The following is a 26260-nucleotide window of genomic DNA, read 5'->3' as shown; positions in this document are numbered from 1 at the left end:
GTGGACATCGACATGAGCGCCCTGCGGGGCTTGGTGCGGGAGAAGGAGATCTCCTTCGACCTGCTGGTCGAGGCGATCGAGTCGGCCCTCCTCATCGCCTACCACCGTACCGAGGGAAGCCGCCGCCACGCGCGCGTGGAGCTCAACCGGGAAACCGGCCACGTGACGGTGTGGGCGAAGGAGGACCCCGAGGACCTGGAGGAGGGGCAGGAGGCGCGCGAGTTCGACGACACGCCGTCCGGCTTCGGCCGTATCGCCGCCACCACCGCCAAGCAGGTCATCCTGCAGCGCCTGCGGGACGCGGAGGACGACGCCACGCTCGGCGAGTACGCCGGGCGCGAGGGCGACATCGTGACGGGCGTGGTCCAGCAGGGCCGCGACCCGAAGAACGTGCTCGTCGACATCGGCAAGCTGGAAGCCATCCTGCCCGTGCAGGAACAGGTACCCGGCGAGACGTACCAGCACGGCTTGCGCCTTCGCTCGTACGTCGTCCGGGTGGCGAAGGGCGTGCGCGGTCCGTCCGTCACCCTGTCCCGCACCCACCCCAATCTGGTGAAGAAGCTCTTCGCGCTGGAGGTGCCGGAGATCGCCGACGGTTCCGTCGAGATCTCCGCCATCGCCCGCGAGGCCGGCCACCGCACCAAGATCGCCGTCCGCTCCACCCGATCGGGCCTGAACGCCAAGGGCGCCTGCATCGGCCCCATGGGCGGTCGCGTGCGCAACGTGATGGCCGAGCTGAACGGTGAGAAGATCGACATCGTCGACTGGTCGGACGACCCGGCCGAGATGGTGGCGAACGCGTTGTCCCCGGCCCGGGTCTCCAAGGTCGAGGTCGTCGACCTCGCGGCCCGCTCCGCGCGCGTGACGGTCCCCGACTACCAGCTGTCGCTGGCCATCGGCAAGGAAGGGCAGAACGCCCGGCTCGCGGCCCGGCTCACCGGGTGGCGGATCGACATCCGCCCGGACACCGAGCAGAGCGGCGACTAGGCCGTTCGCGGGATCGGGGAATAGATCTCAGCCGCAGGTGGCTTAGATCACGACAACAACCGTTCGACTCTTGCCCCGGAGGGGTGAGGTCGGTGCGGGGAGGTAGACTTAACCGTGTCTGGCCGGACGCATGCCCGCGCATGCCCTGAGCGCACCTGTGTGGGGTGCCGGGAGCGAGCGGCCAAGAAGGATCTGCTGCGCATCGTGGCGGTCGAGGGTGATTGCGTCCCCGATCATCGCGGTACGCTGCCCGGCCGGGGTGCGTATGTGCACCCCGCCCTGGTCTGTCTGGACCTGGCGGTCCGCCGCCGGGCGTTCACGAGGGCGTTGCGCGCCCCGGGAGCGCTCGACACAGCGGCGTTGCGCCACTACGTCGAGCAGACCGTTGCCGAGCAGGCAACACCGTAAGACGTGTCGTACGGAACCCCCGTGCGGCCCTGGTATTCCGCGAGTTGGAAGTAGGTCGAGATTGCGATGAGCACTCGATGAGCACGCGATGAGTACGCCCATGAAGTAGCGACGGTCCGGACGCAACCCGGACCTAAAAGGAGCGAAGTGGCTAAGGTCCGGGTATACGAACTCGCCAAGGAGTTCGGGGTGGAGAGCAAGGTCGTCATGGCCAAGCTCCAAGAACTCGGTGAATTTGTCCGTTCGGCGTCCTCGACGATCGAGGCGCCCGTAGTACGCAAGCTGACCGATGCCCTGCAGCAGGGCAACGGCGGCAAGGCAGCCCCCCGTAAGGCCGCACCGGCCAAGCCGGGTGCGCCTTCTCCCGCGCAGGCGGCCCGTCCGGCCGCCCCCCGTCCGCCGGCGCCCAAGCCCGCCGCGGCCGAGCGGCCCGCAGCGGCTGAGCGGCCCGCCGCGGCTCCGGCCGCCCCGGGCCCGCGTCCGGGCCCGAAGCCCGCGCCGCGACCCGCTCCGGCGGCTCCGGCTCCGGCCGCGCCCGAGTTCACGGCGCCTCCGTCGGCCCCCGCGGCTCCCGCCGCTGCCGCCTCCGGTCCGCGTCCGGGTGCCCGTCCCGGTGCCCCGAAGCCCGGTGGCGCTCGTCCGGCCACGCCCGGCCAGGGCCAGGGTGGCCAGGTCCGTGGCGAACGCACTGACCGCGGTGACCGTGGTGACCGCGGTGACCGTCAGGGCGCTGCGCGTCCGGGCGGCCAGGCCCCGCGTCCGGGCGCTCGTCCGGCCGGTCCACGTCCCGGCAACAACCCGTTCACCTCTGGTGGCTCCACCGGCATGGCGCGCCCGCAGGCGCCCCGTCCGGGTGGTGCCCCGCGTCCCGGTGGCGCCGGTGCCCCCGGCGGTCCGCGTCCGCAGGGCGCGGGCGGCCAGGACCGTGCTCCCCGTCCCCAGGGCGGTCCCGGCGGCGCTCCGCGTCCGCAGGGCGGTCCGGGCGGTGCCCGTCCGACTCCGGGCGGCATGCCCCGTCCGCAGGCCCCCCGTCCCGGTGGTGCGCCTGGTGGTAACCGTCCGAACCCCGGCATGATGCCGCAGCGTCCCGCTGCGGGCCCGCGTCCCGGTGGCGGTGGCCCCGGTGGCCGCGGTCCTGGTGGCGGCGGTCGTCCCGGTGGTCCCGGTGGCGGCGGCGGTCGTCCGGGTGGCGGCGGCTTCGCCGGCCGTCCCGGTGGCGGCGGTGGCGGCTTCGCCGGTCGTCCCGGTGGTCCCGGTGGCGGTGGCGGCGGCTTCGCCGGCCGTCCGGGTGGTCCCGGCGGTGGCGGCGGCGGTCGTCCCGGCTTCGGTGGTCGTCCCGGTGGCCCGGGTGGCCGTGGTGGCACGCAGGGCGCCTTCGGTCGTCCCGGCGGTCCCGCGCGTCGTGGTCGCAAGTCGAAGCGGCAGAGGCGCCAGGAGTACGAGGCCATGCAGGCCCCGTCGGTCGGCGGCGTGATGCTGCCTCGCGGCAACGGACAGTCCGTCCGCCTGTCGCGCGGTGCGTCCCTCACCGACTTCGCGGAGAAGATCGGCGCCAACCCGGCGTCGCTCGTCGGCGTGATGATGAACCTCGGCGAGATGGTCACTGCCACGCAGTCCGTCTCCGACGAGACGCTGAAGCTCCTCGCGGACGAGATGAACTTCGTCCTCGAGATCGTCAGCCCCGAGGAGGAGGACCGCGAGCTGCTCGAGTCCTTCGACATCGAGTTCGGCGAGGACGAGGGTGGCGAGGAGTTCCTCGTCGCGCGTCCGCCGGTCGTGACCGTCATGGGTCACGTCGACCACGGTAAGACCCGACTGCTCGACACCATCCGCAAGACGAACGTCGTGGCGGGCGAGGCCGGCGGTATTACGCAGCACATCGGTGCGTACCAGGTCACGACCGAGGTCAACGACGAAGAGCGCAAGATCACCTTCATCGACACCCCCGGTCACGAGGCGTTCACCGCCATGCGTGCCCGTGGTGCCAAGTCGACCGACATCGCGATCCTCGTGGTGGCGGCCAACGACGGTGTGATGCCCCAGACGATCGAGGCGCTGAACCACGCCAAGGCGGCCGACGTGCCGATCGTGGTCGCGGTCAACAAGATCGACGTCGAGGGCGCGGACCCGACCAAGGTGCGCGGTCAGCTCACCGAGTTCGGTCTGGTGGCCGAGGAGTACGGCGGCGACACGATGTTCGTCGACATCTCCGCCAAGCAGGGCCTCAACATCGAGAGCCTGCTGGAGGCCGTGGTCCTCACCGCGGACGCCTCGCTCGACCTGCGGGCCAACCCGGAGCAGGACGCGCAGGGTATTGCGATCGAGTCCCACCTCGACCGCGGCCGCGGCGCCGTCGCGACCGTCCTGGTCCAGCGAGGCACCCTGCGGGTCGGCGACACCATGGTGGTCGGCGACGCGTACGGCCGTGTCCGCGCGATGCTCGACGACAAGGGCGAGAACGTGGAAGAGGCGGGTCCCTCGACCCCGGTCCTCGTCCTCGGTCTCACCAACGTCCCGGGCGCCGGCGACAACTTCCTGGTTGTCGACGAGGACCGCACGGCGCGTCAGATCGCCGAGAAGCGCGCGGCGCGCGAGCGCAACGCCAACTTCGCCCGCCGGGGTGTCCGGTTCTCCCTGGAGAACCTGGACGAGGCCCTCAAGGCCGGTCTGGTGCAGGAACTCAACCTCATCATCAAGGGCGACGCGTCCGGTTCGGTGGAGGCTCTCGAGTCCTCGCTGCTCCAGCTCGACGTCGGCGAAGAGGTCGACATCCGCATCCTGCACCGCGGTGTGGGTGCGGTCACCGAGTCCGACATCAACCTGGCGACCGGCTCCGACGCCATCGTCATCGGCTTCAACGTCCGCGCTGCGGGCCGCGCGGCTCAGATGGCGGAGCGCGAGGGCGTCGACGTCCGGTACTACTCGGTGATCTACCAGGCCATCGAGGAGATCGAGGCGGCCCTCAAGGGCATGCTCAAGCCGGAGTACGAGGAGGTCGAGCTCGGCACGGCGGAGATCCGCGAGGTCTTCAAGTCGTCCAAGCTGGGCAACATCGCCGGTGTCCTGGTCCGCTCGGGCGAGGTCAAGCGCAACACCAAGGCGCGCCTCATCCGCGACGGCAAGGTCATCGCGGAGAGCCTCAACATCTCCGGGCTGCGTCGCTTCAAGGACGACGTCACCGAGATCCGCGAAGGCTTCGAGGGCGGTATCAACCTCGGAAACTTCAACGACATCAAGGTCGACGACGTCATCGCGACCTACGAGATGCGCGAGAAGCCGCGCTCGTAAGAGTTCGGTTCCGAAGTATCGGTCCGGTCCGGGGCCGGTCGGCGGAGAGTATTCCGTCGATCGGCCCCGGCCGTTCGTTGTACGGTTCTGATGTCCCCGCCAAGTCGTTGGCGGGGCCATCGACCCCGTACCGGCGGGATATCCGGATACACATGTATGTGGGGACACTGTCCTTCGATCTGCTCCTCGGCGACGTTCGCTCGCTCAAGGAGAAACGCTCCCTCGTCCGGCCGATCGTCGCGGAACTTCAGCGGAAGTACGCCGTGAGCGTGGCGGAAACGGGTCATCAGGACCTTCACCGCAGGGCCGAGATAGGCCTGGCGGTGGTCTCCGGAGACACAGGGCACCTCACCGACGTGCTCGACCGGTGCGAACGGCTCGTGGCGGGGCGACCGGAGGTGGAACTGCTCTCGGTGCGCCGCAGGCTCCACAACGACGAAGATTGACCAGAACAAGCAAGGCTAAGAAGGAGACGGACCAGTGGCCGACAACGCGCGGGCGAAGAGGCTGGCGGACCTCATCCGAGAGGTGGTGGCCCAGAAGCTGCAGCGCGGGATCAAGGACCCGCGGCTCGGCTCGCAGGTCACCATCACGGACACCCGGGTGACGGGTGATCTGCGGGAGGCGACCGTCTTCTACACGGTGTACGGGGACGACGAGGAGCGGGCGGCCGCGGCCGCCGGCCTGGAGAGCGCCAAGGGCGTGCTCCGCTCCGCGGTGGGTGCGGCGGCGGGCGTGAAGTTCACCCCGACCCTCACCTTCGTGGCGGACGCCCTGCCGGACACCGCCAAGACCATCGAGGACCTGCTCGACAAGGCGCGGGCCTCGGACGCGAAGGTGCGTGAGGTCTCGGCGGGTGCCCAGTTCGCGGGCGACGCGGACCCGTACCGCAAGCCGGAGTCCGACGACGAGTCGGACACCGCTGCCAAGACGGACGGCGACGCCGCGGAATGACCGAGAAGCACAGGACGCCCGACGGGCTTGTCATCGTGGACAAGCCGTCGGGCTTCACTTCGCACGACGTGGTCGCCAAGATGCGCGGGATCGCCAGGACCCGCCGCGTCGGACACGCCGGCACCCTCGACCCCATGGCGACGGGCGTGCTCGTCCTCGGCGTCGAGAAGGCGACCAAACTCCTCGGCCATCTCGCGCTCACCGAGAAGGAATACCTGGGCACGATCCGTCTCGGGCAGAACACCCTGACGGACGACGCCGAGGGCGAGATCATCTCCTCGACGGACGCCTCCCGGGTGACCCGGGACGCGATCGACGCGGGGGTCGCCAAGCTCAGCGGCGCCATCATGCAGGTGCCGTCCAAGGTCAGCGCGATCAAGATCGACGGCGTGCGGTCCTACAAGCGGGCGCGCGAGGGCGAGGACTTCGAGATCCCGGCCCGCCCGGTGACCGTCTCGTCGTTCGCGGTGTACGACGTGCGTGACGCGGTCGCCGAGGACGGCACACCGGTGCTCGACCTGGTGGTGTCGGTGGTGTGCTCGTCCGGCACGTACATCCGGGCGCTGGCCCGGGACCTGGGCGCGGACCTGGGCGTCGGCGGACATCTGACGGCGCTGCGCCGGACGCGCGTCGGACCGTACAAGCTCGATGCCGCGCGCACCCTCGACCAGCTCCAGGAGGAGCTGACCGTGATGCCCATCGCCGAAGCGGCCGCCGCCGCGTTCCCCCGCTGGGACGTGGACACGAAGCGGGCCAGGCTGCTGCTCAACGGCGTACGCCTGGAGATGCCCGAGGAGTACGCGGGCCGCGGCGCGGTGGCGGTCGTCGACCCCGCGGGCCGCTTCCTGGCCCTGGTGGAGGAGCAGAAGGGCAAGGCGAAGAGCCTGGCCGTGTTCGGCTGAGGCGCGCGGGCCGACCGGCTGCCGTGGCCTCGGCCGGCGTGCACTCGCTTTCTTCGGCCGTGGAGCGGCGATCACGGGGACGTTCGTCCTGGCCGCCGCTCCACGGTCCCCCCTCGGCTCCCCCTCACAGAGGTGTATCCATCCGCACTCGGCTATTCACCCCTTCGGGCAGGCGCTCGGAGTGAACCGACGGAGCGGAAGGGGGCGCGTTCGATGCGCGATCTTTCCCGCTGATCACCCCGCGCCTAACGTCGAAGTCAGGCGCACGGCGGGGAGGTTCGAGTATGGCGGAACGGGGCCGTCGGACACGGGACGACGGCCGGGGAGGGCGAGACGCGGCGGAGGGCGCGCCGGCCGGCCGGGAAGGGCAGGACGCGACGGCTGCCGCGCTGGTGCGGTTCTGTGATCCGGCCGGGCGGCCGCGGGGCACGGGCTTCGCCGCCGACCACCACGGCACGGTACTCACCAGCCACGAGGCGGTCGACGGCCTGTCCCGGCTGGTCCTGCACGCGCCGGGCGACCGCAGCTGCGTGGTGACGGCCGGCGCGGTCACCCCGTTGCCCGACCTGGGCCTGGCGATCGTACGCACGGAGGGCCTCGCCCTGGCGCCGCTCCCCGTCATCGTGCGGGACCGCGTCGGGGTCGGCTCGTATGTGCGGCTCGTCGCGGGCGGCTGGCGCGAGGCGCGGGTGCTCGGCACGACCGCCGTGACGTACACGGCGACGGACCGCTGCCATCTCCTCGACGGCGCAATGGAGTTGGCGATCGGCACGGCGGGCGTCGACGCGCTGCGTCTCGGCGGCGGAGCGGCCGGCGGGCCGGTGCTCGACGCGGAGACCGGCGCGGTGGTGGCCGTCCTCGGCACGGCCCTGCACACCGAGCACCGGGCGGCGGGCTTCGCCGTGCCGCTGCGGGGCACCGGGTGCGCCGCCGGACCGCTGGACGAGCTGCTCGCCCGTAACGCGGCGACCGTCCCGGCCTACCGGGCCGATCTGAATCCGGCGGGAGTGCTGGAGCTGGCCGCCACTACGGTCGGCTCGGACGGGCCCTCCCGAGCACACGAGGCCCTCGCTCCGGTGGAACGCGCCCGAATCGTAGGGGAGTTCGCGGCATTCGCCGACGGTCCGGCCGCCGTCCTCGGGCTCGTCGGAGCCCCGGGCAGCGGCCGTACGACCGAATTGGCGTCCCTGGCCGCCCGGCGCACCCGGGCGCCTGAACCGGCGCCCACCCTGTGGCTGCGCGGTGCGGATCTGCTGGCCACCGACACGTCCGTGGCCGATGCCGCGGCACGGGCGCTGGAGCGAGCGGCGCGGATCGTGGCGGCGGCGGACGGCGTGGGCGGCGTGGACGGCGGAGCCCGCCACGCGGACGGGGTGCTCGGCGACGTCCGTCCGGAGCGGCTGGCCCGTGTCGCGCGGGAAGCGGGGCGCCCGTTGCTGCTCCTGCTGGACGGGCCCGAGGAGATGCCGTCGGCTCTCGCGCACCGGCTGCCCGAGTGGACCGCCGGGACGGCCCCTGGTGGCTCGGGTGATTCAGAGGGTTGTGGTGGCTCGCGTGGCGCGCGCGATGCACGTGGCTCGGGTGATTCACGTGCGTCGGGTGGCTCAGGTGATTCACGTGGGTCAGGTGGCTCGGGTGATTTGGGCGGAACCGATGGCTCCGGTGCGTGGTTCGGGCGGCTCGGTCGCGACGAGGTGTTCTCCTCCTACCTGGATCTGATGTGCTTGCGCATCGCGGTCCGGCTCGCGGCGGCCGACGGGCTGCGCGGCACGGCGGTGCGGCGCCTCGCCGCCCGGGTGTCAGGGCAGGTCCACGCGGCCGCGCGCCGCTGTCTGGGGGCCGGGCAGGGAGAGCTGGACCGCGAGTCGTTCGAGGCCGTGTTCCCGTGGGGGCCCGTGCCGGGACGGCCCTTCGACGGCATCACCGGCTGGGCCACCGCGGTTCTCACCGAGGGCCTCCTCGTGCCCGCGGGCAACGGCTACCGCTTCGCCCACGAGGAACTCGCCGACTGGATCCAGGGCATGCATCTGGACCTGGAGGCCGCGCTGCACGCACTCGTCCACCGCGACCGTGACACGCCGCCCAGCACTCCCCCCGTCCCCCGCCACCGCACCGGCCCCATCGTCCAGGCCCTGCTCCTCCTCGCTCGCCAGCAGGGCCCCGCCGAACTCGCCCTCCGTCTGGAGGACCTGGCCGACGCCGCGGGCGCACTGCTGCCGCAGCGCCCCGATCCCGGGGCCGGCAACGCCCAGAGCCTCGCCGCGCCGACTGCCGCCACGAGGCCCCCCGCCACGAGGCCCCCCGCTACGAGGACCCTCGCCGCGAGAACCCCCGTCCCGACGAACCCCGGTCCGCTGGGCCCCACTCTGTTGCACCCCACTTCGTCGCACCCCACTCCGTCACACCCCACTCCGTCGGACCACCCCGCCTGGTGGCCCGTGCGGCTCCTCGCGGACGTTCTGCTGCACGTGCCCGACGCGACGCCGTACCTCCCCGTCCTGCGGCACCTCGCCGCGCGGATCATCGAGTGGCGGGCCCAAGGGCGGTGTGTGCCGGAGGAGTTCGGGCCCTCGTTCTGGGAGAGCGTGCCGGTGGGGGACACCGAGCGGTTCGACCTGCTGCGACAGCTCGTCGTCGCGGACGAGGCGCCGGGCGGCCCGGCCGAAGGCCCCCGCTATCTGGACGCCGTCTCCGGGCTCCTCGCCGCCGACCCCGCCGCCGTACACCCCCACCTCACCCGCTGGTTCGACGACGACCGCCCGCTGCCCGCGACCCCGGACGCGACCGTGGCCACCGCCGCCCAGGCGCTGCTGCACACGCACCGGCGCCGCGCCCTGGACGACCTGACCGAGGCGCTGGCCGACAGCGCGCACCGGCGCGGGGACGAGCTGCTCGCCGTACTCGCCGAGGAGGAGCCGTCGGCGGTGTGCCGGGCCGTCGACCGGTGGGCCCACGACGAGCGCCCCGCGCGCCGGGTGGCGGCCGTGGCCTACGGGCTGCGTGCCGCTCCGCACGTGCGCACCGAGGACGGCCGGGAACTGCTGCGCTACGCCGCGCTCGCCCTGCTCGCCCGCCCCGCCGACTGCACCCTGCACGGCGGCGCCCTCGCGCTTCTCGTGCGCGATCCGCGCACCCGCTCCCGGCACCTCCCGCAGGCCCTGGCACGCTTCGGCGAGGGTGACCCGCAGGTGCCGGCGAGCGCGCTGGCCACCGCCCTCGCCTCCCACCCGGAGCCGGTGCTCGAGGCCTTCCAGGCCCGGCTCCGACGACCGGGACCCGACGTCGGCGAAGTGCTGCGTACGCTCGCCGACGTCACCACGCCCGCCCTCGCCCGCCGGGTCGCCACCCTGGTCCGCGAGGTCGTGGAGCTGCGCCCGGAGACGGCCGACCACGTCGCCGCGTACGTCGAGCGGCGCCTGGAGCAGGGCCTCGCCTCCCGGGCCGTACTCCTTCCGCTGGTCGGCGGCCTGCTGGACGGCGGTCCCCCCGAGGTGCGGGTCGCGCTCACGACCGTTCTCGCCGCGCCCGGCGGTGCGGAGTCCGGTCCGCTGCGGCACGAGCTGCTCGGGCTGCTTCTCGGGCGTGAACGCGATCCCGCCGTGCTCGTCGCCCTGCTGTGCGCCGCCGCCGACGGAGCGCGGCACAGCGGCGAGCAGCACACCCGTGAGCTGGTGCGCCGGGCCGGTCTGCTGCTCGTACGCACTCCCGACGGCGCGACCCGTTTCGACCAGGCCCTGGTAGAACTGGGCCGCCGGGTACCGGGCTTCGCACCCCTCGTGGCCCGCTGGCTGACCAGGGAGCCCGAGGCATGGGCCGCGGTGGTCGGACCGAGCACCCGCCGCATGATCGAGAACCTGGCGGGCGTCGTCCGCGTCCCGGCCTGACCGGCGCGAAACCCCCGTGACGGCCGGTGACGCTACGTGCCGCCCGTCACAGCCCCCATGCCGATGCGGGCCGAACGGACGCGGCATGGCACCCTTAGACCTGCGTATGAGGCAGACACGGACACAGGTTCGACGAGGAGCGGTCACAGTGCAGCGCTGGCGTGGCTTGGAGGACATCCCCCAGGACTGGGGGCGCAGCGTCGTCACCATCGGGTCCTACGACGGAGTCCACCGCGGACACCAGCTGATCATCCGGCATGCCGTGGAACGCGCCCGTGAGCTGGGCGTTCCCTCCGTCGTGGTGACCTTCGACCCGCACCCCAGCGAGGTCGTGCGGCCCGGCAGCCACCCGCCGCTGCTCGCCCCGCACCACCGCCGTGCCGAACTGATGGCGGAGCTGGGCGTCGACGCGCTGCTGATCCTTCCCTTCACCACCGAGTTCTCGCGGCTCTCGCCCGCCGAGTTCGTGGTCAAGGTGCTGGTCGACAAACTGCACGCCAGGGCCGTGGTCGAGGGCCCGAACTTCCGCTTCGGCCACAAGGCCGCCGGGAACGTGGAGTTCCTGGCCGAGCAGGGGAAGACGTACGACTTCGAGGTCGAGCTGGTGGATCTGTACGTGACCGGTGAGGCAGGCGGCGGCACGCCCTTCTCCTCGACGCTGACCCGGCGGCTGATCGCCGAGGGCGACGTGGAGGGCGCGCGCGAGATCCTCGGGCGCCCGCACCGCGTCGAGGGCGTCGTCGTACGCGGCGCCCAGCGCGGCCGTGAGCTGGGCTTCCCGACGGCCAACGTCGAGACGCTGCCGCACACCGCGATCCCCGCCGACGGCGTCTACGCCGGGTGGCTGCACGTCGGGGACGAGGCGATGCCGGCCGCGATCTCCGTCGGCACGAACCCGCAGTTCGACGGGACGGAGCGGACGGTGGAGGCGTACGCCATCGACCGCGTCGGCCTCGACCTGTACGGCCTGCACGTCGCCGTCGACTTCCTCGCGTTCGTCCGCGGCCAGGCCAAGTTCGACTCCATCGACGCGCTCCTGGAAACCATGGCGGTGGACGTCAAGCGGTGCCGGGAGCTGATCGCGGCGTACGACGGGGAGTAGCTCTCCTTACGTTCGGAGCGGATCTCCGTTCGTTCGAGGGTTCGGCGGGGCGGGGGCGGCATAGCCTCCGCCCATGGACACCTCTGCTTCCCGCACCTACGTCGGTGACATCGGCACGCTGTCGGGGGCGGCCCGTACCGAGGCCCTCGACACGCTCGTCGAGGACCTTCGCTCACCCGATCCCGTGGTGCGCGACGAACAGGCCTACGTCAGGGCCGCACGCTGGATACCGGTCCTCGACGCGGCGGACCGGCTCCGGCTGGGCGACCGCATGGCCGCGAGCTTCACCGACCCCGCCGTCCAGGCCCGCGCCTTCGCGCCGCTGGTCCTGGCCCGGATCGTGGAAGCGGGCGCCTGGCGGCCGCGGTGGTGGAGCGCCTTCGCCGACTGGTATCCGGCCGAGACGGACCTGCGCGGCCATGACCCCGCCCTCGGCTGGCTGCACGCCGTCGCCCACGGCGCCGACCTGCTGGCAGCCGTTTCCCACCACCCGGGACAAGACCCCGTGCCGCTCCTGGAGTTGGCGGTCGCACGGCTGCTCACCCCCACCGGTCACCTCTTCGACGCGCAGGAGGACGACCGACTGGCCCACGCCCTGGCGCAGATCCTGAGCCACCCCGGACTCACCGCCGCGCAGTCGGCGCGGTGGCTCGACCCCGTCTCCGAGGCCTTCCGCACGGGAGAGCCGGGGCCGGTCCCGGCCTGGGCGTCCAACACCATGCGCACGTTGCGCATGCTCTATGTCCTGACGGACCGGGGTTTTCGCACCAAGGACACGGGCGCCGGGATCCGTACGGTCACCCATCGGACGAGTGCCCTCGACGCTCTCGCGGGGACACTTGCGATCGTCGCGCCGTACAGCGCATGACACCGGCCGCCCCCTCCGTCGTACGACGCAGGAAGCGGCCGGTGTCCTCGGCGGTTCGGGCGGACTGGCCGCGGACTACTGCTGAGGCGGGGCCTGCCCGGGAGCCTGGCCCTGGTTCGGGTTCGGCGGGTAGGGCTGCTGCTGGGCCGGCGGGTAGGGCTGTCCCGGGTGCGGCTGCGGTTGTGGCTGGCCCTGCGGTTGCGGCTGGGGCTGTGCCTGACCCGGCTGCTGCGGGTAGCCGGGGTACTGCGGGTACGGCTGCTGCCCCTGCTGCGGGTACGGCGGCCCGGGGACGGGCTGTCCCGGAGCCGGCTGCCCCGGCATCGGCTGACCGGGCAGCGGCTGGCCCGGCATCGGCGGTGCCGCGACCGGGGGCGGGTTGCCGTCCGAGGTCCACAGCCCATGTGACTGCTGGTGGCGCGCCATGTCCTCGGCGACCATCACGGAGAGGTTGAAGTACGCCTCCCGCACCTTCGGCCGCATCATGTCGAGGTCGACCTCGGCACCGGCGGCCAGGTGCTCGTCGAACGGCACGACGACGACACCACGGCACCGTGTCTCGAAGTGGCCGACGATGTCCTCCACCTTGATCGTCTTGCCGGTCTCGCGCACCCCGGAGATGACGGTGATGGACCGCGAGACCAGATCCGCGTATCCGTGCGCGGACAGCCAGTCCAGCGTCGTACTGGCACTGCTCGCACCGTCGACGGACGGCGTCGAGATGATGATGAGCTGGTCGGCGAGGTCGAGCACCCCGCGCATCGCGCTGTAGAGCAGACCCGTACCCGAGTCGGTCAGGATGATCGGGTACTGCTTGCCCAGCACGTCGATCGCGCGCCGGTAGTCCTCGTCGTTGAACGTCGTGGAGACGGCCGGGTCGACGTCGTTGGCGATGATCTCCAGGCCGGAGGGCGCCTGCGAGGTGAACCGCCGGATGTCCATGTACGAGTTGAGGTACGGGATCGCCTGGACGAGGTCGCGGATGGTGGCCCCGGTCTCGCGGCGCACGCGGCGGCCGAGCGTACCGGCGTCCGGGTTCGCGTCGATCGCGAGGATCTTGTCCTGCCGCTCGGTGGCGAGCGTGGCGCCGAGCGCGGTGGTCGTGGTCGTCTTGCCGACACCGCCCTTGAGGCTGATGACGGCGATCCGGTAGCACGACAGCACCGGCGTGCGGATCAGCTCCAGCTTCCGCTGCCGCTCGGCCTCTTCCTTCTTCGCTCCGAGCTTGAACAGACCACCGCCCGCGCCCGGCCGGCCGCTCTTCGCCTTCTGCTTCTTGTTGTTGAGCAGCCGGTCGGAGGACAGCTCCACCGCGGCGGTGTAACCGAGGGGCGCGACACCGGGGTTGGTGGGCTGCCGCTGGTCGTGCTGCACGGGCTGCGGCCAGGCGGCACCGGTGCGAGGGTCGACGGGGGGTTGGGGCTGGGGCTGCGGCTGCGGCTGAGACGGCTGTGCCTGCGGCGCCTGTTGGGCGGGCGGAGCGGGCGGCGTTGGGGTGGCCTGGGGGAAGCCGTAGCCGCTGGGCTGCGGGCCGGGATGAGGGGCGGGGGCGGCGGGCGGGACCGCGGGACCCTGCGGCTGCCCGGGCTGGGCCTGGGCGTGCTGCGCGGGGGGCTGCGGGAAGCCGTAGCCGGCTTGTGGGGCGGGCGGCTGGCCCTGCTGCGGGAAGCCGTAGCCGGGCTGCGGGGTGGGCGGGTTGTGCGCATCAGGACCTGCGGCCGGGGCCGGCGGCTGCGGGAAGCCGTAGCCGGCCTGGGGGGCGGGCGGTTGGTCCTGTGGGGCGGCCGGGCCCGGAGCGGGAGCGCCCTGCTGCGGGAAGCCGTAGCCGCTCTGGGGCGGAACGGGTCCGCCGGGCTGCGGGAAGCCGTAGCCGGGCTGAGGGGTGGGGGCGCTGGGAGCCGCGGGAGGTGCGGGGGCCGCTTGGGCTGCGGGTGAGATGGGGCCGGCCGGGGGGCCGGCTTGCGGAACGCCCTGGGCACCGGCCTGCGGGAACCCGTAACCATCCTGCTTGACACGGGAGTCGGGCGCCGGGGGAGTCGGAACTCCGGGCTGCGGGAAGCCGTAGCCCGCCTGCGGTGCCGCCGGGGCGCCGGTGACCCGGGCCCGGGGCGTGGGGCGCCGGCGGGGGCACGGGATCCGTGGGTGCGGGCGGCGCAGGCTGGTTCCAGGCCGCGGGTGCCGGCTGCGGTGCCTGCGGCTGGAACGGGGGCTGCGGCTGCGGCTCCCGGGGCGCCGTGGCCGGCTCGCCCTGCGCGGCCGCCGGCTGGGGCTGCGGCTGCGGCTGCGGCTGGCCTTGGACGGGAGCGGGGGCTGCGGCCTCGGGGCTCGTCGGCTCGCCCGGCTGCGGAGACGCGGGCCACTGGGCCGCCGGTGCGGGCGCGGCCGGCTGATAGGCGGGCGGCAACGGCGGAAGCGCGCTCGGCGGAGCCGGCGGCGGGGTCCAGGACTGCGGGGCCGGTACGTCGTTGGAGGCGGTCGGGGCAGGGGCGGCGGGGTCTGCCTCGCCACCGTTCGCCGGAGCGGCCGGAGTCGGAGCGGCAGATGCGGCCGATGCGTTTGCAGAATCCGGGACGTCGGCGGAGTCCGAGGCAGCCGGGGAGGCCTGCGCGTTCTGCGCCTCCGGGGCAGGGCCTTGCTCGGTGGAGTCCTGGGAACGTGGCGCCCCGGGATGCGGCGTCCGCAGACGATGTGTCCGTCTCCGTCTCCGTCTCCGTCTCCGTCTCCGTCTCCGTCTCGGTCTCCGTCTCCGCGTCCGAGGCCGCGGCCTCAGCCTGTGGTGTGTTCGCGTCCTCGGACGTGGTGTCGACGGAGGCGGTGTCCGAGGCCCCCTCCGCGGACGGCGCGGCAACGCCGGACTGCCCGGCCTCGCCGCTGCCTCCTGCACTCTCGTCACCGCCTGCGCCCACACCGGCGTCCGCGCCCTCAGGAACGGTGCCCGCATCGCCGGCGCCGGTCGTCGTACCGCCCGTCGAAACGGGCTCGGCCGAGCCGTGTGCACGGTCGTTCCCGTCGGCGTCGGCGTCGGCGTCGGCGTCAACGCCGGCCGTGGCGCCGGAGCCCTCGGCTCCCTGGCCGCCCCCCGGAGCCGTGGGCGCGCTCAACTCGAAGTCGCCACCGGCGGAACCGGTACCGGGAGCAGACCCCGGACCCGCACTCGCCCCCGCACCGAACTCCTCAACGGCCTTGCCCGCGGCGGCGAGTTCCTCGAACTCACGCTTGAGCGCGGCAGGGGAGAACCGCACCGTCGCGCCGCTCTCGAGCTCCCCGTCACCGGCGGCCGTTTCGGCCGCGACGGTCGGCGGAGTCCACACGGGAAACCCCTCTTCGGGCGCCGGATGCGGCAGGTCCACGGGCGGACCGACCGGCGGCGCGGGCGGACCCGCGGCCACGGGCGGACCCGGCGGCACGGCCGGAACGGGAGCCGCCACACCACCGCTCGGACCCCCGGCCGGGAAGGCCGGTGCGGCAGGCGCGACCGGCGCGGCCGGCCCGACCGGTGCAGCAGGCGCGACCGGCGCACCCGGGGTGTCGGTATCGACCGGATCCGTCGTCGCGCCTCCCGACGCGTTCTGCGTGTACCAGGCAGGAGCTGCGTAGTCGATGGTGAACTCGCCCGTCATCTCGATGGCAGACTCGGCGTCGGACTGGTCATCGTCGGGTGAAGCCCAGCCCCCGCGGATCCCGTCCCGATCGCTGTTCACAATTCCTCCTGGTGTGGTCGAGCACCCTCATGCCGCGCTGAGGCGACCGCTCTTGTTCGTACGAAGTCGTCCGATCCCGTTGCCCGAAGTCGACCGACGGATCCGAAACCGCCCGGCTCCCCCTGAGGTGCCGGCGGTCCGCCACGGGTTTCGGTGTGGCGCCCGGTCCCAGCCTAATCACCACAAGCGCCCCCACGGCAGGGCCGTCCGCCCCTCCACGCCAACCCGCTACGTCACAGCCTGCCCGGAAGTGACGGCCCCAGTCCCGTGGAGAATGGACAAACCAGGACGATGATGGCTAACAAGGAGTGAACAACTAGGCGTCAACTGGACGTAATCGGACGCAAGAAGCCGCGAACCGGCCTCAAGCAACCCAATCCGATCGAGTTCCGCCCGATCAGTCCATCCTGCGGGGCATACCCAACAATCCGGTCTCGGCGTCGGTCGGCTGGGTCATCACATACTGCCGGTCGCGATCGGCACACCAGAGCGTGACACCGTCGGGCAGGGTCGGCAGCGAGTCCATGTCGCCCCGGGGCAGTGCCACCGTGCGGCCTATCTCCGCGGCCTCGTCGGGCGAGACCCGCTGGACCCCGACGAGCCGCGCCTGCCGCATGAGCCGCGGCGCCACCGGACTGAGATACGGCAGCAGCGTCAGCACCGCCTGCCAGGGCCCGGAGACGACCCGCCCCCGCGGCGGCCGCATACCGCAGTCACGCACCACCAGCACCGGGTTGCCCGCCGAGGCACCCTGCGGCGGCACCCGCCCCACGTCGTACACGGACATCCCGTTCTGTCCGCCGCCCATGGCATGCACCAACTGCATCCAGGCCGGTGCCCGCCCGGTCTCCACGGCGACCCGCGCCCCGGTCGCCGCAGCCCGCAGAGCAAGCACCTGCGCGGTCCACAGGCCACCGATCAGGACGACGTCGTACGGAGTGGGCCGATTGAGCCCGAGCACGGCGGGCTGCCCCTCCGCGTCCACCCCGACGACGACCCCGTCGTCCCCGATGGGCAGCGCGAGCGAGTCCACCTGCTCCACGGACAGCGAGTGCCGCCCGTGCCGGGGCCCGATCAGCCCGAACCCGCTGCGCGCCCGTCCGCGCAGCCGCTCGGCGACCGAGGGCTCGCCCGGGCCATCGGCGTTCCCCGGGGCGCCGTACGCCCGCGCTCCCGGTGTCGATGCCGTGGTCATGGCCATCAGCGAGCACCCCCGAGAGGCAGAGTGGCGAGCACGCCGGGCAGTTGCTGCCGGTCGAGGCGGGCGAGCCCGGCGCCGCCCCGTCGTGCGGCCTCCTCCAGCGCCCGCCGCGCCGCGACCAGTTCGTCGTCACTGCGCCCGGTCACCCGCAGATGCCCGCACAGCGACACCTCGCCCCGCTCGCCGTGCGCCAGCGTGAGACTGAACGTGGTGGCGAGCGCGGGTACGGCCGTGAGCAGGGCGACGAGTTGGGGCAGCGACCGTCCGTCGCCGCCCACCAGGGGCCAGCGGCGGACCCAGTACGTCGTGTGCCTGCGGTTGTCGCAACGCCAGCTGCGCCCCGACTCCTCGGTCCGCCGCTCCCTCGCCTCGGTCCGCCCCGCCCCCGCCGTCACCAGCGGGTTGGCGCAGGCCGAGGTGGCGATGGCGGCGGTCAACTCCTCCTCGTTGAGCACGGTTGTACGGAATCCCGCTCCCGTCAGACGGCTCGTGAGGTGGTCGGCGGCGCGCACGACGCACTTCTGCGCCCCCACGAGTCCGCCACCGCGCGCGGACACGGCCTCCGGGCACAGCTCCGGGTCGAGCTTCAGCGCGATCCAGGTGATGCGCACGGCAGGTGCGCCCGTCTGCGCCTGCAGCGGCGCGTAGTTGGTGACGGCCACGGACTGCTGCGGCAGGTGCAGTGCGGGCGCGGGCTGCGTGTGCAGAACGATCTGCGCGGACTCCAGGCGGATCCCGTCCACTTCAAGGGCGTCCCGCACCAGTCCGAGTGGCAGGGGCTGCCGACTGCGCTCGGCACGCAGCGCCGTCGCGTCGGCCTCCACCTGCAACACAGCGGTGACGAACGTCCCGTCCCCGATGATCCCGACCGGCCGTCGGTCCCGTCCGCCGTACGCATACGTCCGCAGACTCGGGTCGCACTCCACCGCGGGTGCGAGGCCCGGCTCCGTACCCGGTGGTATCGGCGTACTCGCTGCCCGCCGCTGCCGCGCCTTCAACGCCCGTGCCGTACCCAGCCATTCGGGCAGGGAGCGGCCCCGGCGGCGCACGAAGGCGAGCAGTACGAGTACGACGGCGACGACGGCTGCCGGCACCAGCGCCAGCGGATCGATCACCCAGCCGGCGAGAAGAACAGCGGCCGCGATTTCCAACAGAACGATCCGTTGCAGCCGGAACGCCCCGGACTGTCCCTGACGCGTTCTGAGATGGAGCGCGCCCGACGCCTGCGGCCGCGGCCCCGGCGCGGACGGTTGCTGTGCCGCCCCTGGACGGGGCGCTGAAGAGCCCCGCGCCTGCGCCCGGTCACGCGACCGGGTCCGCGTTCCGGAAGCCATCACTCCATCCCCCCGTTTTGCTCACAACTCGCTGGAATTTCAGCACCACATAGGGCTCTTGAAGATCCAGGCACCCTACCCGCCCCGCAAGTACCGTTCCACAGCAGGCATAGTAGGGGCCGGGTCTGACAGCGCGGGCAACCGAGGCGGCGGACCGGGGCAGCACAGGGCCGGGGGAACCGCTACGACAGCGCCCCGCAGCGCCGCACGGGGAGAGAGCGGACAACAGATGGCATCACGGCGGGACGAACTCAACGCCTACACCTTCGCGAAGCGCCGCGTCCTGGCGTCCTTCGTGCAGCCCTCGCCCTCGGGCTCGGAGGAAGGGGCGCCGAAGCCGCTGCGCGCGGTGCTGCCCGGTGTCATCATCGGCGTCGTCATCCTGGCCGTGTTCGGGGCCATCGGCATGTTCAGCCCGACGGCTCCCAAGGGCTGGAAGACCCCGAACGCGAACGTCATCGTCGCCAGCGACTCGACCACCCGGTACGTGGTCCTGGAGACCGACGGCAAGGCGCAACTGCATCCGGTCCTCAACATGGCCTCGGCCAAGCTGCTCCTCGCGCCCGACAAGGACACCGTCATCACCGTCGACGAGAAGGTCCTCGACAGCGACACGCTGCCGCACGGTCCCACCATCGGCATCCCCTACGCACCCGACCGCCTGCCGTCGGCGAAGGAGGCCGGCGCCGCCAAGCGCTGGGCTGTGTGCGAACGTCCCGGCCAGGGCGGCACCGCCATCCAGAAGGCCACTTTCGTCTTCGCCCAGCGCGACTACGGCAAGACCGACGGAGCCGACCGGCTGGCCGGCGGTGAACTCCTGTACGTCGTCGGCCCCGACAACAAGACGCCGTACATCGTCGACGCGCAGGGCAACGCGTACCGCGTGGACTCCACGGACGACAACCTGCTGAACGCGCTCGACACCCAGGGGCGCAAGCCGCAGCGCGTCTCGCAGCAGTGGCTGAACACGCTCCACCAGCGCGACCCGATCTCGATCCCCACGGTCAAGGGCATCCCGGGCGCGGCGGCGAACGCCCCCGGTGACCTCCGCTCCGCCGACAAGGTCGGCATGATCATCAAGGCCCGCAAGGGCACCACGATGCAGTCCTACGTGGTCCTGCCCGGCCGCGTCGCCCCCATCTCCGACTTCACCGCCACCCTGCTCCTCAACAGCCCCCAGCTGGTCACCGTGGGCCAGACCGGCGAGGCGCAGCAGGTCAGTCCCGGCGCCATCGTCGAAGGTGCGCCCTTCGCCGCGAGCGAGAAGTGGCCGCAGGCCGCACCGGAGACGGTGAACAACGCCACGAGCGCCACCAGCGGCCGCAACACCGTGTGCAACGTCCTGCGCTCGGTCCACGGCAAGGGCGGCGCCACCACTCTGTCGACCTGGGCCGGCACCGAGTTCCCCACCTCGCTGCCCTCCGGCTCCTCCAGCGCATACGTGACGCCCGGATCGGGGCAGCTCTACCGCCAGTTCCAGGGCACCGAGACCTCGGCGGGCCCGGTCTTCCTGGTCACCGACACCGGCCTGCGCTACGCCCTGCAGTCCAACAGCGACAGCGCCACCGACGACAAGGGCATCGGCACCACGGCCAAGCAGCGCGAAGAGGAACTCAAGGAGGCCAAGATCGCCCAGACCAGGCTCGGTTACGCGGATACGGATGCGGCTCCGATCCCCACCGCCTGGTCGACCTTCCTGCCGACGGGCCCCCGACTGTCGGAGTCCGCGGCGCGCCAGCCACAGGGATCGTGAGTGAAGTACGTACACCTGCCTGGAGAGTTGATGATGTCGACGCCGATGCCGTACGTCACTGAAGCCACCCTCCGCGGGACGTTCGCGCGCCGCGCGGCGCTGGCCGCAACCACAACGGCCGTCCTGGCGGCGACCACGGTGCTGCTCCCGGCCGCCGCTCCCGCGGCGGTCGCCGACTCGACGACCGGCCAGTGCACCTTCCCCTCGAAGAAGTACGAGGGCCGGCCCTGGGCACTGCAGCGCGTGAATCTCGACCAGTTGTGGGACCTGTCGACCGGCAAAGGCGTCCAAGTGGCCGTGATCGACACGGGGGTCGACGTCAAGAACCCCCAACTCAGTAACGCCGTGGACGCGTCCAAAGGGGAGAACAGCCTCCCCGCCAAGAACTCCAAGGGCGAGAAGATAGACCGCGGAAACGCGTCCGGCACCACCGACACCGTCGGCCACGGCACGCGCGTGGCCGGCATCATCGCGGCCCGCTCCGTCAAGGGCACGGGATTCGTGGGCCTGGCCCCGGACGCCACGATCATCCCGATCAAGCAGAACAACGCGGAGGGCGACGGCACGGCCCTCACCCTCGCCACCGCGATCCGTTACGCCGTGGGCGCCGGCGCCGATGTCATCAACATCTCCCAGGACACGGCGAACGCAGTCGAACCCGACCCGAAGCTGCATGAGGCCGTCGACTACGCCCTGACCCAGAAGGTCGTGGTCGTCGCCTCGGCCGGCAACGACGGCCTGGGCGGCAACGACAAGGCCACCTACCCGGCGTCGTACAAGGGCGTCCTGGCGGTGGCCGCCTCCGACCGCAACAACGAACGCGCCTCGTTCTCCCAGTCCGGCGACTTCGTCGGTGTCGCGGCCCCCGGCGTCGACATGATCTCCACGGTCCCCGGCGGCGGCCACTGCTCCGACAACGGCACAAGCTTCTCCGCCCCCTACGTGGCGGGCGTCGCGGCGCTGCTGAAGTCCAAGTACCCGAACTGGACGGCCCAAGAGGTGGTCGCCCAGATCGAACAGACCGCGGAACGCTCCATCCCCGGACACGACCGCCTGGTCGGCTGGGGCGTGGTGGACCCCGTCAAGGCGCTCTCGGACATCGACGCGGCCCACCCGGTCGAGTCCCCCAAGCCGGTCAATGGCGTGACCCGGGCCAAAGCCCCCTCGGTCCCCACCCTCCACTTCGGCGAAACAGCGGAGGAACGCAACACCCGCCTGGCCACGTACGCGGTGGTCGGCGCGGCGGTACTGGTCCTCGGACTCACGGGCTCCGCGGTGGCGGTACGGGATGCGCGGAGACGGCGGGGGCGTGTGGGGGGCGGCGTATGACGGCCATGACGACCATTTGTTTCGCCCTCGCCGTCGTGATGGCCGCGGCCGGGTGCGTCAAGGCGGACCGCGTGCGCGCGTGGCGCCACGGCTTCAACCCGTCAGCGGACGAACTCCCGTCCTCCGCTTTCGTCGCGGGGCGTGCCGTCTTCTTCGTCCTGGCCGGCATCATGGCCTTTCAGGGCTTTCAGCTCCTGGCCGTCTCGGACGACGTGTCGTGGAGCGACAGCGAGTTGACGAAGGCGGTCCAGGGGGCCACCACCGCCTTGGACGCGCGTTCCTATTTCGAGATCGACTCCGTCGGCAACGACATCAAGTCCATGATCGAGGACGAGGTCGTCCAGCATGGCGGCGGCGACGCCCCGCAGTCCGGGGTCGACGCTTTCCCCGCCGACACGAACACGGCCAAGGACGCGGACTACACGATCAAGGCCGACGGCGCGAAGGCCGCCTTCTGCATGCACGTCAAGCGCACGGAGTCGAAGGACGGCGGCTACACGCCACCGGGCGTCGCGGGCGGCGAGGGCACGGTGACCATTCCCGAGTACGAACTTGCGGCGACGGTGGATGAGGGGGAGTGCTGACGCTTTTCGCCGGCCGACCGTCCGCCCCGTCCCACCCCCCGCAACCGTCTCTCACAGGAAGAGCTCCCGTGCCGACGACGACTCCGAGCATCCGATCCCGCGCGTCCACCGCTCCTTCCTCGCCACAGCTCTGGCCTTCACGGCTCTCGCCGAAGACCGCTACCCCTTCGCTGTCCAACGTGCGAAGCAGGTGGAGAAGAACGGCGTGCGCGAGGGTGCCTGACGGTGAGTTCATGAAACTCGCCTGTTCCTCCGGGGGCACGTTCAACCAGGTCCCCGCAGACAGTATGCCTTCAGGCAAAGCAGTCAGTGCGTCGCCAGGGGCTGAAGACCGCCGCGCTCCCGGATGCAACGTCTGGTCACCGGCTAGCGAACAGCGTGAGCGACCGGGCAGACCTCGGGTGCTCGGCAGTGCCCCTCGCCCATTCAATCCTGTCCCCATCAACTCTGCTCGGGCAGCGGGACGTTGGCGGGAAGGTCGGCCTGGGATGCGCAGCCCAGCTGCTTCGCCATGCTCCGCGAGACGGAGTTGAGGATGTCCATGCTGTCCTTGGCGGTGGCCTTGGCGGACACCTGATCAGCGGTGCTGTGCACACTTGCCTGGATGTACGGTTTCGTTCCCTCTGGGTCCTTTGTGGGGCATTTGAAGTAGAGTGAAGCGCTTGCGTTTCCGTGCGTCGCCGCGTATACGCCGATTGGGTAGATGGTCAGCTCTGCACTTGCATCCGCAGTGGGTTTCTCTGAGTTCGGGTGATACTTGACAGCAGAGAAGTCCACATCGATCAAGGGATGCCCAGTCGTATCTCCTGTCTTGTAGACAACGCACTGGTTTCGCTGCGTCATGTCATCATGAATAGTGCTTGCGGCCCGTTTCAGTGAGAACTTGTTGGGTTCCCCCGAGTCGTCTGTTCCGGGAAGTTCAGTGAACTTCTGAGTGTCCCCCATGCGTTTTAGCCCCGCGATCGCGGAGGAGTCCAACGTGGAGTCGCAGACCTCGGCGGCAGTCAGGCTCCGCTCCTTCTTGTCACCGTTGCCACCACTGCACGCAGAGAGGCCGAGAATCAGTGCGATGCAGCAGACGGCTGGGCCCAGTGCCGTGAGCAGCATTGCCGGACTCTGTCGTCGTTCGCTTGTCAGTTGCACAGTTCAATCCTTGTACGAAGCACGCCCGCGATACTCGTTCTCGTGTGATCCCGTCCCGTAGTAAGCGTTGTTGATGTCATCCTTCCAATCCTCCTTGCCAGCGACGTCGGCAGCTTTTGAACTGTCTTCAATGTAGGACTGGTAAGCGGCACCGAGCTGATTGGCGCCCTTGCCATAGAACTGGCTGCTGGTCAACTGCGATTTCTCGGCGGGATCCGCTTCTGCGTCGTCCACACCCTTGTCGATCTGCTGGCCGATGAAGGTGTTCACCGCCTCGCCCACGGTGTCCGCTGCCAGCGGTGCGACCACGAGTGCCGCGGCACTCGTCCCGGGGAGGGGGATGGCGGCGACACCCCCCGCGACGACCGCACCGGCCCCCAGTTTGATCCAGTCGGCGGAACGGCCCAGCGATTTATTGCTCTCCTCCGAGCCTTCGCCGTAGTCGGTCTGGGCCTGCTCGACGCGGGAATTATCCAGAATGCCCCGAACTTGGGATCCGGTAACCAGGGCGTCGTGGGCATGCTCGATGTTGGCATCGCTGGTGGATGGGTGGGCGTCGAGTTGGCTGAGCGTATACAGGTGCTGCGCTGCGGTGACGGCGCGGTGGGAGTTCTCATCCTGCCCGAGTACGCTCAGGAAGTTGATTGCGCCTGCGTTGGTGAAGTCCGCCCGCCCTTGGTATTTGGCAGGGAAGGTGTCGGCGTCCTTCGCGCTTTCTCCGACACCAGACAGGCTGTAGTCAATGTCGTCGATGTACGCGCCGGCCATCTTGCCCAAACTGTCTGCCAATTCCGGCTGGCCGCGCAGCATCTTGGGACCGTCTTCGCTGCCGTAGAGGTACGCGACCTCCTCCATTACCCCGGCCGTGGCTGCGGTGCGGCGGTCACCGCTGCCAGGGATCATCGGATCCTTCTCTGTCATCGGTTTGGCGTCGTAGGCGTAGCCTGTCGTCGCGGATTCCAGGGCATGGCCGAGAGAGTCGCGTCCAGCGACGTAGCCGTGCTTGCCCTCGAGGGTCACGTCGGACGCCCAGACGCGCTCCTGGGTCAGGTACTTCAGATGGTCGTTGACCTCGGAGCCCTTGTTGACGGTGGCACCTGCGCCGTCGGGCTGCGCGAAGAACTGGGTCGACGCGTCCGGGTTGTGCCCCAAAGCCTCCAGGAAGCCCGTCACCGGGTCGCGGCCGCGATCGTTCTTGTAGCCCCAGTAGTTGAGGTCGCCCTGGTTGGCGTTGTTCACCCAGAGGCTGATGGCCTCACCGTTGACCTGTTTGTCGTATGCGAAGAGCTTGTTGCCGTAGTTGTTGAGGAACTGGTCGTCGTAGTCACCGAAGCGCATCAGGTTGCTCATGGCGGCATAGCCGGTCGGGTTGCTCGCGTCGTCGATGTCGAGTTGGCCGGGACCCAACTTGATCATCTTTTTCTCCCAGCCCTGCATTGCATCGCTGTCGGAGAGCGTCGCCTGACCGATGGTGATTCCGAGGTTCTTCTGGAGCTGTTTTGCCTGCTTGCCGCGTTCGGGGTCGTACTGGGCCTGATAGGGGTCCGCGATCCCGGCATAGAAGGTGAGAAGTTTCTTGGGGCCGACGCTTGTGGCGAACTCCTCGGCGAAGAGCGGATCGCCCTTGTACTTGGCCAGGGTGGAGTTGAGGGACGCGAGCTCCGTGTTCGTCACGTCATGCGGGTTCTTCGCGAGGATCTTGGCCATCTTGTCGGCGTCCGCGAGGGCCTTCGCTGCGGAGTCCCGGTCTGCGTAGCTGGCGTCGGAGAAGCCGTACTTGGCCTGGTCGGCGATGAGACGCAGCGCCTTGGCGGCAGTGGAGTCGCTCTCCGTGGCCTTGTCGAGAATGCGCTGGATCTCGTCGCGGAGATCGTCCGCGTCCTTCTGGCTCGTTGTGTCGTTCTGACCACTTGGATCGGAAGCCCAGTCGGGGCGGGTGGACCTGGTGACCACGAAGGAGCCGTCGCCCATGTCCATCACGGTCAGGTTCTTCTTCAGCCCTCGATCGATGGCGTCATTGACCTGGGTGCGGTAGTCGATGAGCTCGCCCCGGGTATCGCTGAGGATCTTGGTGACCGTGTCGGCCTGCGTATGGGCGTCGGAGAACTCGCCGGCCGTCTTGTCGATGAACTCGCGAGTGACGGTGGCGTTCATGCCGGCCCAGTTGGCTTTGTGTGCCTTGCCCTTGAGGTTCTTGTCAGCGTCCTCGGCGAGAGTCTTGAGGTGCTTCGTCATGTTCTGCCAGTCGGTGATCGCTTCACCGAGCTGATGGAAGTTGCCCTGCCGGAGCGAGTCGAGATCCACTGGTTCAGCTGCCCTTCCGCTCGTCGAAACCCTGGTCGAGCGTGGCGATGCTGCTGAGAGTGCCGGCGATATAGACCTCGTCGCCGGCGTGCGCGCCCTTGGTGTAGTCCAGGTGGTTGGAGATGTGGGCCGTGGCGTCCAGAAGCGACCGGACCTGGTCCACCCAGCGCTCCGCTACGTGATCCAGCGCCGAACCGATCGCATAACCCTCGCCTTTCAAGCCATCCCCCGCCGCGATCGAGCTCATTCGGGCGAGGTCGCTGAAGTGCTCGAACGCCTGATTCAACTCGTATGCCGCGTCGCCGATCGCGGCGAGGTCCTTCTGGCTGACTTTGAGGTCACCCTGAGTGCTACCGCCGCCAGGATCGACCGGAAGCTGGTTGAGCTGCATGTGCGTGGTGCCCTGCTGACGCTGTTGCGCCTCGCTCTTGAGCTGTTCCCACTCGTCCCATGCCACTTGCAGGACCCTTCCCCCGTGGTGATCAATGCCTGCCTGCTGTCCCCACCGAACCCTGAGA

17 protein-coding genes and 1 pseudogene are annotated in these 26260 nt (G+C 70.9%); 12 read left to right on the top strand and 6 right to left on the bottom strand.

The features are described from left to right. The 9 genes from nusA (at position 1) to GTY58_RS13350 (ending at position 12393) form a co-directional block, all read left to right on the top strand. On the top strand, positions 1-987 hold the full coding sequence (gene nusA / locus GTY58_RS13390; protein WP_010983989.1) for a transcription termination factor NusA: 987 nt from the start codon (positions 1-3) through the stop codon (positions 985-987). A gap of 114 nt (positions 988-1101) precedes the next feature. Continuing rightward, positions 1102-1395: a YlxR family protein gene (locus tag GTY58_RS13385; protein ID WP_010983988.1), complete on the top strand. Its 294-nt coding sequence runs from the start codon at positions 1102-1104 to the stop codon at positions 1393-1395. Between the two features lie 147 nt (positions 1396-1542). Next, entirely contained in the window at positions 1543-4683 is a 3141-nt protein-coding gene (infB, locus tag GTY58_RS41620; RefSeq protein WP_010983987.1) for a translation initiation factor IF-2, read from the top strand. Between the two features lie 152 nt (positions 4684-4835). Further along, positions 4836-5129, top strand: coding sequence for a DUF503 domain-containing protein (locus tag GTY58_RS13375; protein ID WP_010983986.1), 294 nt, complete (start codon positions 4836-4838; stop codon positions 5127-5129). Positions 5130-5163: 34 nt separating this feature from the next. Beyond that, complete coding sequence (gene rbfA, locus GTY58_RS13370; protein WP_010983985.1) at positions 5164-5637, top strand: 30S ribosome-binding factor RbfA; 474 nt, start codon at positions 5164-5166, stop codon at positions 5635-5637. Further along, the gene (gene truB, locus GTY58_RS13365; protein WP_010983984.1) at positions 5634-6539 is read left to right on the top strand and encodes a tRNA pseudouridine(55) synthase TruB; all 906 of its coding nucleotides are present in this window, start codon (positions 5634-5636) and stop codon (positions 6537-6539) included. Before rbfA ends, truB begins: the two co-directional genes overlap by 4 nt. A gap of 284 nt (positions 6540-6823) precedes the next feature. Then, positions 6824-10423, top strand: a complete 3600-nt coding sequence (locus tag GTY58_RS13360) for a trypsin-like peptidase domain-containing protein (protein WP_010983983.1) — start codon at positions 6824-6826, stop codon at positions 10421-10423. Between the two features lie 148 nt (positions 10424-10571). Continuing rightward, a complete protein-coding gene (locus tag GTY58_RS13355; RefSeq protein WP_010983982.1) occupies positions 10572-11525 on the top strand; it encodes a bifunctional riboflavin kinase/FAD synthetase in 954 nt (317 codons plus the stop codon). A gap of 73 nt (positions 11526-11598) precedes the next feature. Continuing rightward, positions 11599-12393 (top strand): DUF2785 domain-containing protein, encoded by a 795-nt coding sequence (locus tag GTY58_RS13350; protein ID WP_010983981.1) that lies wholly within the window; start codon positions 11599-11601, stop codon positions 12391-12393. Positions 12394-12468: 75 nt separating this feature from the next. Here the strand turns inward: GTY58_RS13350 and GTY58_RS13345 are convergent. The 3 genes and pseudogenes from GTY58_RS13345 to eccE form a co-directional block, all read right to left on the bottom strand. Continuing rightward, positions 12469-16094 (bottom strand): annotated as a pseudogene (locus tag GTY58_RS13345) (SCO5717 family growth-regulating ATPase). A gap of 397 nt (positions 16095-16491) precedes the next feature. After that, on the bottom strand, positions 16492-17289 hold the full coding sequence (locus GTY58_RS13340; RefSeq protein WP_107082997.1) for a hypothetical protein: 798 nt from the start codon (positions 17287-17289) through the stop codon (positions 16492-16494). Between the two features lie 5 nt (positions 17290-17294). Continuing rightward, a complete protein-coding gene (eccE, locus tag GTY58_RS13335; protein ID WP_078234460.1) occupies positions 17295-18629 on the bottom strand; it encodes a type VII secretion protein EccE in 1335 nt (444 codons plus the stop codon). Positions 18630-18858: 229 nt separating this feature from the next. Between eccE and eccB the strand changes: the two genes are divergently transcribed. From eccB to GTY58_RS13320, 3 genes are read left to right on the top strand one after another with little or no spacing between them, the layout of a single operon-like run. Next, positions 18859-20382, top strand: coding sequence for a type VII secretion protein EccB (eccB, locus tag GTY58_RS13330; RefSeq protein WP_010983977.1), 1524 nt, complete (start codon positions 18859-18861; stop codon positions 20380-20382). 45 nt (positions 20383-20427) lie between these two features. Beyond that, positions 20428-21711, top strand: a complete 1284-nt coding sequence (gene mycP, locus GTY58_RS13325; RefSeq protein ID WP_042494373.1) for a type VII secretion-associated serine protease mycosin — start codon at positions 20428-20430, stop codon at positions 21709-21711. A gap of 5 nt (positions 21712-21716) precedes the next feature. Continuing rightward, a complete protein-coding gene (locus GTY58_RS13320) occupies positions 21717-22295 on the top strand; it encodes a hypothetical protein (RefSeq protein WP_137865253.1) in 579 nt (192 codons plus the stop codon). A gap of 441 nt (positions 22296-22736) precedes the next feature. On the opposite strand, the gene GTY58_RS13315 is transcribed toward GTY58_RS13320, so the two are convergent. The 3 genes from GTY58_RS13315 to GTY58_RS13305 are packed head-to-tail and all read right to left on the bottom strand — an operon-like array spanning position 22737 to position 26199. Beyond that, positions 22737-23402 carry a hypothetical protein gene (locus GTY58_RS13315; protein WP_137951656.1) on the bottom strand — a complete coding sequence of 222 codons (666 nt, stop codon included), beginning with the start codon at positions 23400-23402 and terminating at the stop codon, positions 22737-22739. 39 nt (positions 23403-23441) lie between these two features. Beyond that, on the bottom strand, positions 23442-25742 hold the full coding sequence (locus tag GTY58_RS13310; protein WP_010983974.1) for a DUF6571 family protein: 2301 nt from the start codon (positions 25740-25742) through the stop codon (positions 23442-23444). Between the two features lie 4 nt (positions 25743-25746). Next, positions 25747-26199: a hypothetical protein gene (locus tag GTY58_RS13305; RefSeq protein WP_010983973.1), complete on the bottom strand. Its 453-nt coding sequence runs from the start codon at positions 26197-26199 to the stop codon at positions 25747-25749. Between the last annotated feature and the right edge of the window lie 61 nt (positions 26200-26260).

Origin of the sequence: Streptomyces sp. SID5469 (genome assembly GCF_009862865.1) — a bacterium.
GTDB classification, from domain to species: Bacteria; Actinomycetota; Actinomycetes; order Streptomycetales; family Streptomycetaceae; genus Streptomyces; species Streptomyces avermitilis.
This window is presented reverse-complemented; position numbering and strand designations above follow the sequence as displayed.

Excerpts from the sequence above, each read along its gene's own strand:
- mycP (WP_042494373.1), top strand. The coding sequence starts at position 20,428 with ATGCCGTACGTCACTGAAGCCACCCTCCGCGGGACGTTCGCGCGCCGC.
- GTY58_RS13375 (WP_010983986.1), top strand. The coding sequence starts at position 4,836 with ATGTATGTGGGGACACTGTCCTTCGATCTGCTCCTCGGCGACGTTCGC.
- truB (WP_010983984.1), top strand. The coding sequence starts at position 5,634 with ATGACCGAGAAGCACAGGACGCCCGACGGGCTTGTCATCGTGGACAAG.
- eccE (WP_078234460.1), bottom strand. The coding sequence starts at position 18,629 with ATGGCTTCCGGAACGCGGACCCGGTCGCGTGACCGGGCGCAGGCGCGG.
- GTY58_RS13320 (WP_137865253.1), top strand. The coding sequence starts at position 21,717 with ATGACGACCATTTGTTTCGCCCTCGCCGTCGTGATGGCCGCGGCCGGG.
- GTY58_RS13350 (WP_010983981.1), top strand. The coding sequence starts at position 11,599 with ATGGACACCTCTGCTTCCCGCACCTACGTCGGTGACATCGGCACGCTG.
- GTY58_RS13360 (WP_010983983.1), top strand. The coding sequence starts at position 6,824 with ATGGCGGAACGGGGCCGTCGGACACGGGACGACGGCCGGGGAGGGCGA.
- GTY58_RS13340 (WP_107082997.1), bottom strand. The coding sequence starts at position 17,289 with ATGACCACGGCATCGACACCGGGAGCGCGGGCGTACGGCGCCCCGGGG.
- GTY58_RS13315 (WP_137951656.1), bottom strand. The coding sequence starts at position 23,402 with ATGCTGCTCACGGCACTGGGCCCAGCCGTCTGCTGCATCGCACTGATT.
- eccB (WP_010983977.1), top strand. The coding sequence starts at position 18,859 with ATGGCATCACGGCGGGACGAACTCAACGCCTACACCTTCGCGAAGCGC.